The sequence below is a fragment of the Bartonella sp. B12(2025) genome (genome assembly GCF_053795135.1).
In genome coordinates, this window is the sequence record NZ_CP200031.1 from 628,268 (window position 1) to 641,204 (window position 12,937).

Annotated in this window: 19 protein-coding genes, 2 tRNA genes and 2 pseudogenes; 19 read left to right on the forward strand and 4 right to left on the reverse strand. The window is 39.2% G+C overall.

From position 1 onward, the window contains the following. The first annotated feature begins 1 nt into the window (after position 1). From V3564_RS02775 to V3564_RS02830, 12 genes and pseudogenes are all read left to right on the forward strand, one after another. A complete protein-coding gene (locus V3564_RS02775; RefSeq protein ID WP_455481299.1) occupies positions 2-289 on the forward strand; it encodes a phage tail assembly protein in 288 nt (95 codons plus the stop codon). Positions 290-336: 47 nt separating this feature from the next. Then, the gene (locus V3564_RS02780; RefSeq protein WP_234924827.1) at positions 337-399 is read left to right on the forward strand and encodes a hypothetical protein; all 63 of its coding nucleotides are present in this window, start codon (positions 337-339) and stop codon (positions 397-399) included. After that, positions 396-2,591, forward strand: a complete 2,196-nt coding sequence (locus V3564_RS02785; RefSeq protein ID WP_455481300.1) for a phage tail protein — start codon at positions 396-398, stop codon at positions 2,589-2,591. The genes V3564_RS02780 and V3564_RS02785 overlap by 4 nt, the downstream gene beginning before the upstream one ends. 5 nt (positions 2,592-2,596) lie before the next feature. After that, positions 2,597-2,977 carry a phage tail protein gene (locus V3564_RS02790; protein ID WP_455481301.1) on the forward strand — a complete coding sequence of 127 codons (381 nt, stop codon included), beginning with the start codon at positions 2,597-2,599 and terminating at the stop codon, positions 2,975-2,977. After that, positions 2,974-3,198: a tail protein X gene (locus V3564_RS02795; protein WP_455481302.1), complete on the forward strand. Its 225-nt coding sequence runs from the start codon at positions 2,974-2,976 to the stop codon at positions 3,196-3,198. The genes V3564_RS02790 and V3564_RS02795 overlap by 4 nt, the downstream gene beginning before the upstream one ends. Further along, a pseudogene (locus V3564_RS02800) lies at positions 3,195-4,506 on the forward strand (phage late control D family protein). Before V3564_RS02795 ends, V3564_RS02800 begins: the two are co-directional and overlap by 4 nt. Before the next feature lie 166 nt (positions 4,507-4,672). Next, entirely contained in the window at positions 4,673-4,951 is a 279-nt protein-coding gene (locus tag V3564_RS02805) for a type II toxin-antitoxin system RelE/ParE family toxin (protein WP_455480074.1), read from the forward strand. Positions 4,952-4,961: 10 nt separating this feature from the next. Further along, on the forward strand, positions 4,962-5,270 hold the full coding sequence (locus V3564_RS02810) for a HigA family addiction module antitoxin (protein ID WP_455481303.1): 309 nt from the start codon (positions 4,962-4,964) through the stop codon (positions 5,268-5,270). A 58-nt stretch (positions 5,271-5,328) separates the two neighbouring features. Further along, entirely contained in the window at positions 5,329-5,652 is a 324-nt protein-coding gene (locus V3564_RS02815; RefSeq protein WP_455481304.1) for a hypothetical protein, read from the forward strand. 16 nt (positions 5,653-5,668) lie between these two features. Continuing rightward, positions 5,669-6,349 (forward strand): antA/AntB antirepressor family protein, encoded by a 681-nt coding sequence (locus tag V3564_RS02820; RefSeq protein ID WP_455481305.1) that lies wholly within the window; start codon positions 5,669-5,671, stop codon positions 6,347-6,349. Positions 6,350-6,365: 16 nt separating this feature from the next. After that, a complete protein-coding gene (locus tag V3564_RS02825) occupies positions 6,366-7,106 on the forward strand; it encodes a phage antirepressor KilAC domain-containing protein (protein ID WP_455481306.1) in 741 nt (246 codons plus the stop codon). Then, positions 7,103-7,378 (forward strand): hypothetical protein, encoded by a 276-nt coding sequence (locus tag V3564_RS02830; RefSeq protein ID WP_455481307.1) that lies wholly within the window; start codon positions 7,103-7,105, stop codon positions 7,376-7,378. The genes V3564_RS02825 and V3564_RS02830 overlap by 4 nt, the downstream gene beginning before the upstream one ends. 77 nt (positions 7,379-7,455) lie before the next feature. On the opposite strand, the gene V3564_RS02835 is transcribed toward V3564_RS02830, so the two are convergent. Together V3564_RS02835 and V3564_RS02840 are read right to left on the reverse strand one after the other, a co-directional pair. Continuing rightward, positions 7,456-7,746: an addiction module antidote protein gene (locus V3564_RS02835; protein WP_455481308.1), complete on the reverse strand. Its 291-nt coding sequence runs from the start codon at positions 7,744-7,746 to the stop codon at positions 7,456-7,458. Continuing rightward, positions 7,733-8,035, reverse strand: a complete 303-nt coding sequence (locus tag V3564_RS02840) for a type II toxin-antitoxin system RelE/ParE family toxin (RefSeq protein WP_455481442.1) — start codon at positions 8,033-8,035, stop codon at positions 7,733-7,735. Before V3564_RS02840 ends, V3564_RS02835 begins: the two co-directional genes overlap by 14 nt. A 212-nt stretch (positions 8,036-8,247) precedes the next feature. On the opposite strand from V3564_RS02840, the gene V3564_RS02845 reads away from it, so the two are divergent. From V3564_RS02845 to V3564_RS02855, 3 genes are all read left to right on the forward strand, one after another. Next, positions 8,248-8,910, forward strand: coding sequence for a lysozyme (locus V3564_RS02845; protein WP_455481309.1), 663 nt, complete (start codon positions 8,248-8,250; stop codon positions 8,908-8,910). Then, positions 8,907-9,134, forward strand: a complete 228-nt coding sequence (locus V3564_RS02850; protein WP_455481443.1) for a hypothetical protein — start codon at positions 8,907-8,909, stop codon at positions 9,132-9,134. The genes V3564_RS02845 and V3564_RS02850 overlap by 4 nt, the downstream gene beginning before the upstream one ends. Before the next feature lie 128 nt (positions 9,135-9,262). Next, complete coding sequence (locus tag V3564_RS02855) at positions 9,263-9,481, forward strand: hypothetical protein (RefSeq protein ID WP_455481310.1); 219 nt, start codon at positions 9,263-9,265, stop codon at positions 9,479-9,481. Positions 9,482-9,619: 138 nt separating this feature from the next. Here the strand turns inward: V3564_RS02855 and V3564_RS02860 are convergent, their stop codons facing one another. Further along, complete coding sequence (locus tag V3564_RS02860; protein WP_455481311.1) at positions 9,620-10,552, reverse strand: YopJ/AvrA family T3SS effector serine/threonine acetyltransferase; 933 nt, start codon at positions 10,550-10,552, stop codon at positions 9,620-9,622. Between the two features lie 407 nt (positions 10,553-10,959). Here V3564_RS02860 and V3564_RS02865 point away from each other — a divergent pair. Further along, positions 10,960-11,252: pseudogene (locus tag V3564_RS02865) on the forward strand (helix-turn-helix domain-containing protein). A gap of 100 nt (positions 11,253-11,352) precedes the next feature. On the opposite strand, the gene V3564_RS02870 reads toward V3564_RS02865, so the two are convergent. Further along, a tRNA-Val gene (locus V3564_RS02870) sits at positions 11,353-11,428 on the reverse strand. A 175-nt stretch (positions 11,429-11,603) separates the two neighbouring features. Between V3564_RS02870 and V3564_RS02875 the strand changes: the two genes are divergently transcribed. The 3 genes from V3564_RS02875 to V3564_RS02885 all read left to right on the forward strand — a co-directional run bounded on the left by V3564_RS02875 (position 11,604) and on the right by V3564_RS02885 (position 12,926). Then, positions 11,604-11,680 (forward strand) — tRNA-Asp (locus V3564_RS02875). 308 nt (positions 11,681-11,988) lie between these two features. Next, a complete protein-coding gene (locus V3564_RS02880; protein WP_455481312.1) occupies positions 11,989-12,354 on the forward strand; it encodes an NADH-quinone oxidoreductase subunit A in 366 nt (121 codons plus the stop codon). Further along, the gene (locus V3564_RS02885) at positions 12,345-12,926 is read left to right on the forward strand and encodes a NuoB/complex I 20 kDa subunit family protein (protein ID WP_455481313.1); all 582 of its coding nucleotides are present in this window, start codon (positions 12,345-12,347) and stop codon (positions 12,924-12,926) included. The genes V3564_RS02880 and V3564_RS02885 overlap by 10 nt, the downstream gene beginning before the upstream one ends. The last annotated feature ends 11 nt before the right edge of the window (positions 12,927-12,937 follow it).

The window sequence follows — 12,937 nt, forward strand, 5'->3', positions numbered from 1 at the left end:
AATGACAGCACAAACAAGCATTACCCATCAATTATTTGTTCCCGTTGAATTTGAAGGAAAGAAACAGACCGAAATCACCTTACGTCGTGCAAAAACAAAGGATTTGCAAGCGATTGATAAAAAGGAAGGTATCGAGCAAACGATAGCAATGATTGCGCGTCTTTCTGGATGGCCCCATGAAGCTGTTGGGGAACTTGATATTGAGGATTTGTCGAATATTGGAGAGATTTTGGAATCTTTTATCAAACGGCGGGATACCTCGACTGGGAAACCGCCGTTAAGCTCATAGCAGATATAGCCATTGTTTTTCATTGGCCGCTTTCAGACATGCTGGAAATGGAACCGCAAGAGTTGATTTTTTGGCGAAAGCAAGCCGCAGAAAGGTATAAAACGAAATGAGCAAGAAAGTTGCTGATGCGAAGGTAAAATTAACGCTTGAGGATAAAATCACCGCACCTCTTAAACGTGTACAGAATCGTTTTAAGGAATTATCGCATGGATTGGGTGTTCCTCGCTTTTCTGCGGCGGTAACAAAGATGACAGCAAGCCTTAAGGGTGTTCAAAGCGCCCTTGGCACAGCGGCAAGCCGCACAGCAGTTTTTTCAGGTGCTTTAGGAATTGCTGGTGGTGGTTTAGTGGCAAGTTTGAGTGCTGTCACTATGAAAACCATGCACATGGGGGATAGTCTTTACCATGCGTCACGGCATTTAGGCATGAGTGTTGCAGCGCTTCAATTATGGGGCGATGCAGCGGATAATTCGGGGACTTCTGCTGAACTTTTTCAACAATCTTTAGCGGTGCTAAATAGGCGTTCTGCACAAGCATATGCTGGGCAAAGAAGAGGGATTATGGGATTTGAGGCACTTGGCATTTCTGTCAAAGATGCTTCAGGGAAGCTTAAATCAAATTTAGTTTTGTTGGAAGAAATTACCGACAAGATGAGCCAGATGCACAATCAAGCACAAAGACAGCATATTGCCGCTTTGCTTTTTGGTGGTGATGGCAAGGAAATGGCTTCTATGCTGTCACAGGGTATGGAAAAAATCAAAAGTCTTTTTGCAGATGCGAGGAAAGGGAAATGGATGATAGGTGCCGATGTCGCACGCTATGCGGCAGATTTAAGCGACAAATTTGGTGCCTTTAAGAGTCAATTAGGAGGGGTTGCCAGTTTTATCGGTGCGCGTTTCATGCCTGTTATGAATGATCTGATAGATGCCTTTTCCGCCTTGATTGATGATAACCGCGCTCTCATTCAAACAACGGTTACGAGATGGGCTAAAACCTTAAAACAAGTGCTTAAAGATCTACGGGATCCTGCTTCCGATTTAAGAAAGAATATTGCCAATATTACAGAAAGGATTAAAGGCTGGTTTAAGTGGATGGAGCCGCTGATTGGTGAAATAACCCTCTTGAAGGTTGGTCTTGTTGCACTTGGTTCTTTTATTTTTGGGCCACTCATTGCATCACTAGCTGCACTTGGAGCAGCGTTTGTTACGCTTGGCTTTGCCATCATGACCACGCCTGTAGGCTGGATAATCGGCGGTATTGCATTGCTTGTTGGAGCTGGATATCTGCTTTATAAAAACTGGGATAAAATTAATGGTTGGTTGGTCACATCTATAGCTGTGATTAGTGCAGTTTTTATCAGGCTTACTATCGCTCTTATAGGATCACTGCTTCCGGTATTAACTGCAGTAGGCTCAGCATTTATCGGGCTTTCTGTAACTCTTGGAAGGTTACTGCTTTCAGCGTTAGTTGCGGTTGATTCAGCTTTTATGAGGTTTGTTGCAACTCTTGGAAGATCACTGCTTTCATCGTTAGCTGCAGTAGGTTCAGCATTTGTATCGCTTGGCATCACAATCATGACCACGCCTGTAGGCTGGATAATCGGCGGTATTGCATTACTTGTTGGGGCAGGATATCTACTCTACAAAAACTGGGATACGGTAACAAGCTATCTAAGCAAGTTATGGGATTCCTTTGCTGCTTTATGCAGCGATGTTTTTGATAATCTTTTTACTCTCTTTAAAAATTTTTCGCCACTTTATTGGATAGCAAAAAAGATCAATTCATTGATTGACTGGTTGTTTGGGGTCAACTTAATGGATTCAGGCGCTAATCTCATTGAGGGACTTTGGGATGGTATGAAAAGCGTGTGGCAGATGATGTCCGATTGGCTTGGCGGTGCGGTTAAAAAATTGACGAGCTGGATGCCTAGTTGGATGCAACAAAAGCTAGGCTTTAGCGCTACAATTAATAAAAATTCAACTGAGACTATTAAAAATCTTACCGAAGAAACGAGCACGCGTGCAAAAAAAATAGCCGATGCAGCTGTTGTTACAAATAGCACACCTAAACAGCGCACAAGCAATTTAATTGATGCTACAAAAATAAAAGCTAAAGCCGTTAATACTTTTGATCCAATTATGGTGCGCAAACCTGCGAAGGTGGATGCTTCTATCACTATTGGCAATTTGAATATCTCAGGGGGAAGTGGTTCTCCCAGTGATATTAACGCTGCGGTCAATCAAGCCCTTGAACGTCATGCTAGACAACAGCGTTTAGCTATAGCGTCAAGTTTCTCGGATTAAATACTATGATGTTGGCTTTAGGACACTTTATTTTTTCTGTTGAAACAGCAGCTTATCAAAAACTTGATCTGTTGTACGATGTTCCATGGGTAGAGCAGGGGCGCTTGGGGAGAAAAGCCGCCCTTCAATTACCTGCTGTTGCTAATGCAGAACTTTCTCTAACAGGGGTAGTATATCCAGACTTTAAAGGTGGGGCTAGACAGATAGAACACTTGCGGCGAATGGCGCATGATGGTGCGCATATCCTTGTTACGGGACAGGGGAGAATTTTAGGAAAATTTGTCATTCTTTCCGTTGAGGAAAAGCAGAGCTTTTTTCATCAAAATGGCACACCTCAAAAACAGGAATTTACTGTGAGATTAAAAGAATATGGTGATGACCAATGAGTGATCTTTACGTAACCAAAGATGGCGATATGGTTGATGCTATTTGCTGGCAATATTATCCCAAAGGCCAGCAAGCACTTGCTGTTGAACGTGTTTATGCTGCTAACTGTGGTCTTGCAGATTATGGAGCAATCTTAAAAGCAGGTATCACAATTGTTTTGCCTTCCTTGCCTTATCCAAAAGCAACACCAGTGATTAGAATTTGGGGCAGTGAAGAATGAAGCCTTTTTGCAGAGTGATGGCAAATGGCAAAGACATTACAAGCTCTTTAATGAATTATGTTTTGTCGATTGAAATTACCGATGAGGCAGAAGAGAAAAGTGACCGTATCACCATAGAGCTTGATGATCGTGCACGTGACAGTGATAACAGCTTTCTAGATATCCCTTTAATTGGGACAGTTGTTTTTATCACTATCGGTTATGAAGGGGGAGTTGTGCGTGACATGGGCACGTACTTGATTGATGAAATATCTGTCAGCAGCCCACCACAAAGCTTGAGTATTACAGGGCGCGCAGCTTCAATGAATACCTCTTATAGAACACCTAAAAGTCAATCCTATCACCAACAAACATTAGGCAGCATTATCCAGGAAATAGCACAGCGCAACGGCTATACAGCAAAAGTTGATCCTACTTTGGCAAAGATTGTTGTGCGTCACAGTGACCAAAAGGCGGAAAGTGACATGGCTTTTGCTGCACGCCTTGCCGCGGAATATGACGCTGTTGCAAAGCCTGTTGATGGGAAACTCGTGCTTGCCAAGCGCGGGTTTGGCAAAGCGATAACAGGTGAGCCACTTCCTATCGTTTCTATCAATGAACAAATGTGTAGCTCTTGGGATTTTAAGTATAGCGCGCGTGATGAAGCAGGGGCAGCCAATGGCTTGGGAACGGATGTGGGTGACGATCAAAAAGCTGCTTCTGCTGCACGAGCACCAGAAGAGATTGGGGAAGATGCAAACTTTATCCATATGGATGAAGGAGATACAAAAGAAAACCCTACATCACCGAATCTAAAAGAAACAGAACAAATATCTGGACAAGAAGAAGAGAAAAAGGGTGGTGTTCTTGCTGCTTATCATGATTTACGCAGTGGTGAAAAAAAAAGAGGTCAAAGTTGGGAATGCGCCCTTTCATGAATTAAAATACACCTATCATAATCAATCAGAAGCTGTTGCAGCAATTGCTGCTTATCGTAATAAATCATTGCGTGGAAAATCATCCTTTTCGTGTAGCATGGGTGGTAATCCCTTAATCCAAGCAGAAGCAAAGCTTGTTCAAGAACCGCCACTTCGACCTTATATCCCAGCAGAATGGCGCATCAAAAGCGTTAAGCACAAATTTGATAAGATAGGCGGGTATACCACAAAAATAGAATGCGAACTCTTTGACGAAGCACAGGAAGATGCTGCGGGAAACGTTGCCAATACAACACCAGACAAAGATGACATTATCGATCCCAACGCTCCACCTTACGCGTCATATGATGAAGGTGAGGACGTTATCCATATGGATGAGAGAGATGTGTGAGAGAACGGAAGCTACAAAGCTCTCATTGCAGAAGCAAAATGCATTTTAAAATGCTCATCTTCATGGGGATAAGGCTCGCTGTTTACGGTTGGGAGTAACCATTGATCGCTGCCATTTAATGTAAGCTATCTGTTGACACTTATCATTTTCTACATTATATGAAGGAATGATTAAAACATTTAAAAGCAAAGAATTGGCTGAATTATTCAAAACAGGAAAATCATCCAAGATTGATAAGAGACTTGTAAAACGCATCATTGTTCGTCTCGATCGTTTAGATGTTTCTGAAAGACTAGAAGATATGAATCTACCAGGATTTAATTTTCATGCTTTGATTGGATATTCACCCACCCGTTATACTGTTCATGTTAATGGACCATGGTGTATTACCTTTGAATTTAATACATGCCATGCTTATCGTGTTGATCTTGAACAATATCACTAAGGATACAGTTATGAATGATATTTCTGCACAAAGAGATAAAAACCGTTGCCCTTCTCATCCAGGTGATTTACTGGCAGAGATCATTCCTGAAACCGGCAAAACAAAATCAGAAATTGCACAAATGCTTGGTATATCACGCCAACATCTTTACGATATTCTATGTGCCAAAAAACCTGTCTCTCCCTCTCTTTCAGCATGCTTAGGAAAAATGTTTGGGGATGGTGCTGCTGTGTGGTTGCGCATGCAAGCAGCTTATGATGCTTGGCATGCTGAGCGTGAAATAGATGTTAGCAAAATTCCGACATTCCACATTCTTTAATTTTAAGTGCTACTAGAGCTGATGATACTATTTTTTATCAAGATTGCAGAAAGAGTGAATGTATGACATTGCTGTCTTAACGCATTTAAAAGATAAAAACGAGCAGAAAGCAATTTTATTCGTTGACAATATGGTTGAAATATGTCTATTGTCGATTCAGGTGCTTGAAAAACACCTTAAATCGATAGCGGATAGATTGCCGAAACAATCTCTTCTCCGCACATTAAAAGCTTTGACTCATTATACACTGCATGTGTACAATGGCTTTGTCGGGTGTGGTTATGCTATACAATACCCTTTATGGGGAAAGCATAACGACGGACTATCGACCGTGTTTTTCAGCACCCGGCACTCTTCTCGAGTGTCAATGAAAAACCTCTAATCGATAGGAGTTCATCATGAACACTCTTATACCAATATCAGAACAAACAATCGATCAGGAAACTGTTCAGACAGTAAATGCACGTGAATTGCACGCGTTTTTGGAAGTCAAATCTGAATTTAGAAATTGGATAAAAAATCGTATTGAGGAATATGCTTTCTCAGAAAATCAGGACTTTGTCAGTTTCGGTAAAAATTTACCGAAACCCTCAGGTGGTCGTCCAAGTATAGAATATCACCTCACACTCGACATGGCAAAAGAGCTTGCCATGGTAGAGCGTAACGAAAAAGGCAAGCAAGCACGTCAGTATTTTATCGAGTGCGAGCGACGTGCGAAGCAAGTATCCGCACCGCAGATTGACTACTCAAGTCCTGAGGCGATGCTCGGATTTTTAACACATCTACAAGGACAGATAGAACAGAAAGCAATTTTATTCGTTGACAAAATAAAATCACTGTGCTTATTTTCGAATCAGGTGCCTCAAAAACACCTTAAATCGATAGCGGATAGATTGCCGAAACAATCTCTTCTCCGCACATTAAAAGCTTTGACTCATTATACACTGCATGTGTACAATGGCTTTGTCGGGTGTGGTTATGCTATACAATACCCTTTATGGGGAAAGCATAACGACGGACTATCGACCGTGTTTTTGAGCACCCGGCACTCCTCTGGAGTGTTAATCAAAAACCTCTAATCGATAGGAGTTCATCATGAACGCTCTTATAAAAATCACGGAAAGCACTATTAATGGTGCAGCGGTTCAGACTATGTCTAGCCGTGAGATTGCAGAATTATGCGGCAAGCAACATAAACATGTCATGCGTGACATTAAACAAATGCTTGAAGAATTATATTCTAATGGCAACGAGACCAAATTTGGGCTGGTTGATTTTAGCGGCACTTATATTGATGCAAAAGGAGAAAATCGTCCCTGCTACCACCTTCCCAAGCGTGAATGTTTAATCCTTGTATCTGGTTACAGCACTACACTACGAGCCAAGATAGTTGACCGGTGGCAAGAATTGGAGAAGCAAGTATCAGCACCACAGATTGATTATTCGGATCCACGCACGATACTTGGCGTTATCACCCATATGCAGGAGGAGTTGCAAAATAAAGAAGCATTAATTGAACAACAAGCCCATAAGGTTATAGCTTATGACCACTTAACTCGTGCTGAGGGCACTATGTGCATCACAGACACCGCTAAGATGCTTGAAATACGTCCGAAAGATCTATTTGGCTACATGAAGCAAAAACGTTGGATATATAAGCGCGTGGGTACATCTGAATTTGTACCCTATCAGGATAAGATACAACAGGGGCTTATGGATTGCGCAACGAATGTGTTTAGAAGAGATGATGGCAGCGAGAAAGTTTCTGTTCAGGCGCGTGTTACAGCAAAAGGCTTGGCATACTTGAGAGAAGAAATCCATGGGGGTGTACAATGAATACTGATATCGACTCTTTGTGTGATTTGTGGATGGTTTTATTTAAGCTTTGCAATCGTGATGGTGTTGGAGAAGAAGAATGCAATGCTTTGGTTAATACCATGAGTGTAGTAGAAAAAGCTTTGGTTTCAAAGATCAAGAAAGATGCGCATATCCTTAAGCTTTTAGCGGTTCTTACAGACTTTGGAGATTCAGAGTTTCCTCGTGGTATCGATTCTTTGCTAAGAGCTTATGATCCAAGTTTAGAAAACCCACTTAAGAAAGTGGCTTAATCTTATAATTCAATTCACATCTTCCCATCTTCAAGGTGGGAGGGTGATTAAGATGCTTCTTCTAAACCTGTCTGTTTTTAACAATTGTTTTTGGTAGGTGTTAGACTAATTTGTAAATTTAAAGCACTCAAAACACTAAGAAAAGTAGAAAGCCGTGGGTCACCTTTATCACTTAAAGAACGGTAAAGAGCCTCTCTTGATAACCCTGTATTTTGAGCAACTTTGCTCATTCCTTGATTTTTCGCTATTATACCAAGAGCATGTGCTAGATACTTACTGTCTTTGCTTTCAAGAGCATCTTGTAAAAGAATTTCTTGTGTCTTAGGTGTTTTGAAATATTCACTTGTATCAAATTTAGTGATTTCCATGTTTCATTTCCTTTACTAGTTGAAGAGCTTTTTCTATATCTTTTTGTTGTGTAGACTTATCACCTGCATTTAATAGTAAAATGATTTGTTTATCTTGTTTTATGAAATAGATTCTATACCCTGGTCCGTGATTTATTTTTAACTCACCAATCCCACGGAAAAATTTTACATCACCAAGAAACCCTGTTTCTATTCTTGCAATTCTTTTAACGATATGCGCTTGTACAATTTCATTTTTCAAAGAATCCAGCCATTTTGTAAAATATTTTGTTGTATACACTGTAAACATTTGTAACTTATAAGATACAAATGTTGCAATGTCAAATATCTTCTTTTGTTCCAATGAAAAAGTCAAACGTACTTTAGCTAATTCTATCTCAACACTAATTTAAACCTTTTAAAAACTACTTTTCTATTCTGTTTTTAAATATGCAATAAGTTTATTTTTATTATTTCAATCAGCTCCGCGTTTTGCGGGGCTTTTTTTATGGAGGGAAAAAGATGCGAAAAATATCCAAAGAAGGGTTTGCTCTCATTAAACAATGGGAAGGATTGCGATTACAATCTTATCAAGATGCTACCGGTATATGGACAATAGGTTATGGTCATACAAGTAACGCTGGAAAGCCTTTTGTTCATAAAAACATGAACATCATTGAAAGAACAGCAGAAGAGATTTTATTTCAGGACTTAAAACAATTTGAGAAGGCTGTTGAGCAAGCAGTCGCTGTCTCTTTAACCGATGAGCAATTCGCAGCGTTAGTATCCTTTTGCTATAATGTAGGAATAAAAGCGTTTTGCAATTCGACATTGCTCAGAAAGCTTAATAAAGGGGATTATGAAGCAGTGCCATTTGAATTACAGAGATGGACGCAAGCAGGAGGAAAGCGTTTGCAAGGGCTTGTAAACCGCCGTGCAGCAGAAGCAGGGTTATGGGCAAAAGGCTCTTATGTTTGTTCAAATTATCAGGCGGTAGAAATAAAAGAGCCAACAGGTTCTTTCAAAGCAGAAATTCTTGCACCAATCATTAGTTCTTTTTCAGGATTTGGAGGCTTGTTAGCGGGCAATGGTCCAGTTCAATGGGCATTGGCAGCCATTATGATTGTAGCAGCCTGTATCGGTGTTATGTTTGTAGCCAAACGCTTTGGTGAGCAATGCTTATGAGGTGGTGGATGAGGAAAAACTTCATGTTCATTATGGCAGCTTTGGCTGCTTTTTTTATGTCCATAGCAAAAGCTTTTTACTTTGGAAAAAACTCTGAGCAGCAAAAGCAAACAAAGAAAGCTTTAGAAGCAGCAACAATACGACTTGAGGTGGAAAATGAGATTAACAAGAAAAGTGATACTGATGTGCGTATTGAGCTTTCTCACTGGGTGCGTGACAAATGAACATGTCTCTTGTGTTGGTTGGATGCCCATTTACTTGAGTAAGCAAGATGTTACGGCAATTAGCTCAACTTTAGCAAGAGACATTTTAAAGCATAACCAGCAAGGTGAACGTTTGTGTGGGTGGAAGTATGGCCAGAAGAAAAACTGAAAAAGTGACAGAGCTAACCAATGCAGAAAAAGAAATGCTTCAAGAAATGATTGTTATCTACCAAAGTGTGAAAATGATGTCTCGTTTTATGAAATGGATCGCATTGATTGTCTTTTTATTTATTCTTGAATTTTCGCGTCTCATAGAAGCGATAGACAATATCTTTACGCACTTAAAGCAGTGGTTTTTAAAAAATTAAAAATAAAGATCAAAAAATCTTTTTATTTTTATTATAAAATATATAACATTCATATTATGCAATAATTTTGCATTTCATATTACTAAAAGCAAACATGATAGTAATGATAAAGTATTTATTTAAATAACTAAAATTGCCTCACAAAGTGAGAACAGATTTATATTCACGAATTCTCTTTCTATGTGACGAAACAGAGACAGTCTTATTTTCTTCGGTTGTCACTAAATTTTTGTCGTACCTTTCAATGATAGTTTCATCTTTTTTGTTAACTTTTTCACTTATAGCGCTTGGATTTGATTCTACATATTTTTCGAGACGTATCCTTCCTTGCGTATGTTTGTAAAGAGTAACAGGAAGATACTTATCTAATTTATCACAAGGTAGAGGTATACCTGGTTCGCATAATACGCCTTTAACATTATCCTCGTGCATTTTTTTTAATCGATCAGATTCAGTATAAAGTTTTTTAGCAAGAGCTAAACTAAATATTCCACACTCAGACATGCTTCGCTGAATATCCATCTCCACCATGGAAAAATGGCAATTAGGCAATCCGCGAGATTTAACAGCCATTAACGTTTCCATTCTTAGCGTTTCTTGTACTTCGCTATCGAATTTTGTCGGTTCAAAGAATATGAAGGAATTTTTGTTGCCAAGAGCTCTATGGTCAATGACCGCAAAATGAGCTCCCACATCTTCTGAGTGAATTATAAATCTAGAAGATTGAACTTTATAATCGATTGCTTTTTTCATGAGGAAAGTAAGATGATCAGAGCCATTTGTTAACTGAAGATTTATGCCCGGATATTTCTTGTTTGCTTGCCCTACCAAGGTAGGCATCATTTTGAGGTCTATACGTGCGTAACTAGTATATATCCAACCACCACTGGCAATATCTTTCTCTAAATTTGCAATAATATCTTTTAGCTTTTCAGGACTGAATTCTCTATCTTCTTCTGAAGAAGTGTCTTTTTCTAAATTTGCGCGGGCACCTTCCGGTGGCTCGTTTGCAACATCGCTTTCTTGCGTTTGTGAAGAAGAGGCGACAACCTTAAAATCACGCGGTTTCATAGTATTAACCTCCAGCTAGTAATCAATGCTGGATATAATTGATTTACATTTTGGTCAAATAATGTCTAAAGAAATGATTCACTACCTACCAAAGTTTGAAAGTGATGTCTCGTTTTATGAAATGGATCGTGTTCATTATCTTTTTATTCATTCTTGAATTTGCACGCCTCATGGATGCACTAGACAATATTTTTATGCATCTAAAGCAGTGGTTTTCAAAAAATTAAAAATACAATAATTCTATATGATTTATAGTAATAAATCATATAGAATTATAATAATAGAAATTATATTTATAATATATTATACTAATTTAGTAAAAAAAATGAAAATATACATAAAATGTAGTATTTCTTATTAAGAAATTCTTATTATAGTTTTTATGAGATAAAAGAAAAGGTGTTTAGATGCTCACATCATTTGGTAAAATTTTACGTAAGCTTCGCATTGATCGCTCCGAACGTCTTTTCGACATGGCTCAAAAATTAGGCGTATCTTCAGCATTTTTATCTTCTGTGGAAATTGGAAAAAAGTCTGCACCAGCTCGTATGGTGGAAAAAATCATTGAACTCTATCTGATTCATTGAGTCGTGAAGTTGCCGGTATGTTCGTTAGAAACTATAATCGTTTTTCGCAACATGACCTAAAAAAATTTAAGGCGTTAATAGAAAAACTTGGCGAGAAAAGATGTGCTTTATAGAGGCACATTTGAAAATCCTATTCCCTTACTTTTATCTGCTTATCCCTCACTTTTTAAAAAACAAATAAAATCAATAAGCTATGCGCAATAAAAAAGCGAATGGTGGGCGATGAGAGACTCGAACTCCCGACATCCTCGGTGTAAACGAGGCGCTCTACCAGCTGAGCTAATCGCCCAATGCAATGATTAGCAATTGAATACCCACTCCTTAAGGAAAAATTTTTCTAAACGCAAGAATAAAGATAGTCTTTGATGATTTTTTTTAAAAAATGCATAAGCCCGCTTGACATAAACGAATGAACCCCTTACACGACCGATTATGCCAATAATGAATTGGTTCGAAAGAAGTGCGCGGGTGTAGCTCAGTTGGTTAGAGTGCTGGCCTGTCACGCCGGAGGTCGCGGGTTCGAGCCCCGTCACTCGCGCCATTTCGTGATTTTTTCATGGGACTTCTATTTTTTGAGCGCAAATATCTTATTTGTAGAGTATGGGGCATTGGCTTTAGGATATTTTTCAGAATGTAGATTTTCTTCCTCTTTGCGTGGTTTATGAGAATAGGGCTTGCGTCTTTCTTTGCTCTGCGTTACCTATGCCAATATTAAAAGCATCATTTGACATTCCCTTGAATCAGTGCGAGAAAAATTAATAGAGCGGTTATTATTATTTATCTGTTTGATTTAACAATGTTAGAGTGATTGCGTTAATTCAGGTCATTTCATTAAGATGGAAGAGGATTATGACTCATTTATTGGGTTCTTATTTACCGGTTTTGATTTTTATCATTATTTCGGCGGTTATTGCTGGGGCTCTTTTGGTTATGCCTTACATCGTAGCTTATCGTGCCCCAGACCCTGAAAAATTATCAGCTTATGAATGTGGATTTAATTCCTTTGATGATGCGCGTATGAAGTTTGATATTCGTTTTTATTTGGTTTCGATTTTATTTATTATTTTTGATCTTGAAGTTGCTTTTCTTTTTCCTTGGGCAGTTTCATTCGGCTCTATAGGTATGTTCGGTTTTTGGTCAATGCTTGTATTTTTAGCACTTTTGACTGTCGGTTTCGTATATGAATGGAAAAAAGGAGCTCTTGAATGGGACTAATATCTAGCAATTCAACGGTTGTTGCCCCAAGAGCAAAAGGAATTATTGACCCAAATACAGGTAAGTTGATAGGTTCTGACGATGGTTTTTTTAATAATATTAACTCTGAATTGTCGGACAAGGGTTTTTTGGTTACTTCAGCAGATGCTTTGATCACTTGGGCACGTACCGGTTCTTTAATGTGGATGAGTTTCGGTTTGGCTTGTTGTGCTGTTGAAATGATGCAGTGCTCTATGCCTCATTATGATAATGAGCGTTTTGGGTATGCGCCACGCGCGTCTCCCCGTCAGTCAGATGTGATGGTAGTCGCTGGTACTTTAACAAATAAAATGGCACCTGCTTTAAGAAAAGTCTATGATCAGATGCCTGAACCGCGTTATGTGATTTCTATGGGGTCATGTGCAAATGGCGGTGGATATTACCATTACTCTTACTCTGTGGTGCGTGGGTGTGATCGCATTGTGCCTGTGGATATATATGTTCCAGGATGTCCTCCTACAGCGGAAGCATTGCTATACGGCATATTGTTGTTGCAGAAAAAAATCCGTCGTACCGGATCAATAGAACGATAGGGAGCTTTGTT

What these genes read in the sequence shown, in the direction of transcription:
- V3564_RS02775 (WP_455481299.1), top strand. Translation starts at nt 2, where the DNA reads ATGACAGCACAAACAAGCATTACCCATCAATTATTTGTTCCCGTTGAA.
- V3564_RS02785 (WP_455481300.1), top strand. Translation starts at nt 396, where the DNA reads ATGAGCAAGAAAGTTGCTGATGCGAAGGTAAAATTAACGCTTGAGGAT.
- V3564_RS02790 (WP_455481301.1), top strand. Translation starts at nt 2,597, where the DNA reads ATGATGTTGGCTTTAGGACACTTTATTTTTTCTGTTGAAACAGCAGCT.
- V3564_RS02795 (WP_455481302.1), top strand. Translation starts at nt 2,974, where the DNA reads ATGAGTGATCTTTACGTAACCAAAGATGGCGATATGGTTGATGCTATT.
- V3564_RS02805 (WP_455480074.1), top strand. Translation starts at nt 4,673, where the DNA reads ATGATTAAAACATTTAAAAGCAAAGAATTGGCTGAATTATTCAAAACA.
- V3564_RS02810 (WP_455481303.1), top strand. Translation starts at nt 4,962, where the DNA reads ATGAATGATATTTCTGCACAAAGAGATAAAAACCGTTGCCCTTCTCAT.
- V3564_RS02815 (WP_455481304.1), top strand. Translation starts at nt 5,329, where the DNA reads ATGTATGACATTGCTGTCTTAACGCATTTAAAAGATAAAAACGAGCAG.
- V3564_RS02820 (WP_455481305.1), top strand. Translation starts at nt 5,669, where the DNA reads ATGAACACTCTTATACCAATATCAGAACAAACAATCGATCAGGAAACT.
- V3564_RS02825 (WP_455481306.1), top strand. Translation starts at nt 6,366, where the DNA reads ATGAACGCTCTTATAAAAATCACGGAAAGCACTATTAATGGTGCAGCG.
- V3564_RS02830 (WP_455481307.1), top strand. Translation starts at nt 7,103, where the DNA reads ATGAATACTGATATCGACTCTTTGTGTGATTTGTGGATGGTTTTATTT.
- V3564_RS02835 (WP_455481308.1), bottom strand. Translation starts at nt 7,746, where the DNA reads ATGGAAATCACTAAATTTGATACAAGTGAATATTTCAAAACACCTAAG.
- V3564_RS02840 (WP_455481442.1), bottom strand. Translation starts at nt 8,035, where the DNA reads ATGTTTACAGTGTATACAACAAAATATTTTACAAAATGGCTGGATTCT.
- V3564_RS02845 (WP_455481309.1), top strand. Translation starts at nt 8,248, where the DNA reads ATGCGAAAAATATCCAAAGAAGGGTTTGCTCTCATTAAACAATGGGAA.
- V3564_RS02850 (WP_455481443.1), top strand. Translation starts at nt 8,907, where the DNA reads ATGAGGTGGTGGATGAGGAAAAACTTCATGTTCATTATGGCAGCTTTG.
- V3564_RS02855 (WP_455481310.1), top strand. Translation starts at nt 9,263, where the DNA reads ATGGCCAGAAGAAAAACTGAAAAAGTGACAGAGCTAACCAATGCAGAA.
- V3564_RS02860 (WP_455481311.1), bottom strand. Translation starts at nt 10,552, where the DNA reads ATGAAACCGCGTGATTTTAAGGTTGTCGCCTCTTCTTCACAAACGCAA.
- V3564_RS02880 (WP_455481312.1), top strand. Translation starts at nt 11,989, where the DNA reads ATGACTCATTTATTGGGTTCTTATTTACCGGTTTTGATTTTTATCATT.
- V3564_RS02885 (WP_455481313.1), top strand. Translation starts at nt 12,345, where the DNA reads ATGGGACTAATATCTAGCAATTCAACGGTTGTTGCCCCAAGAGCAAAA.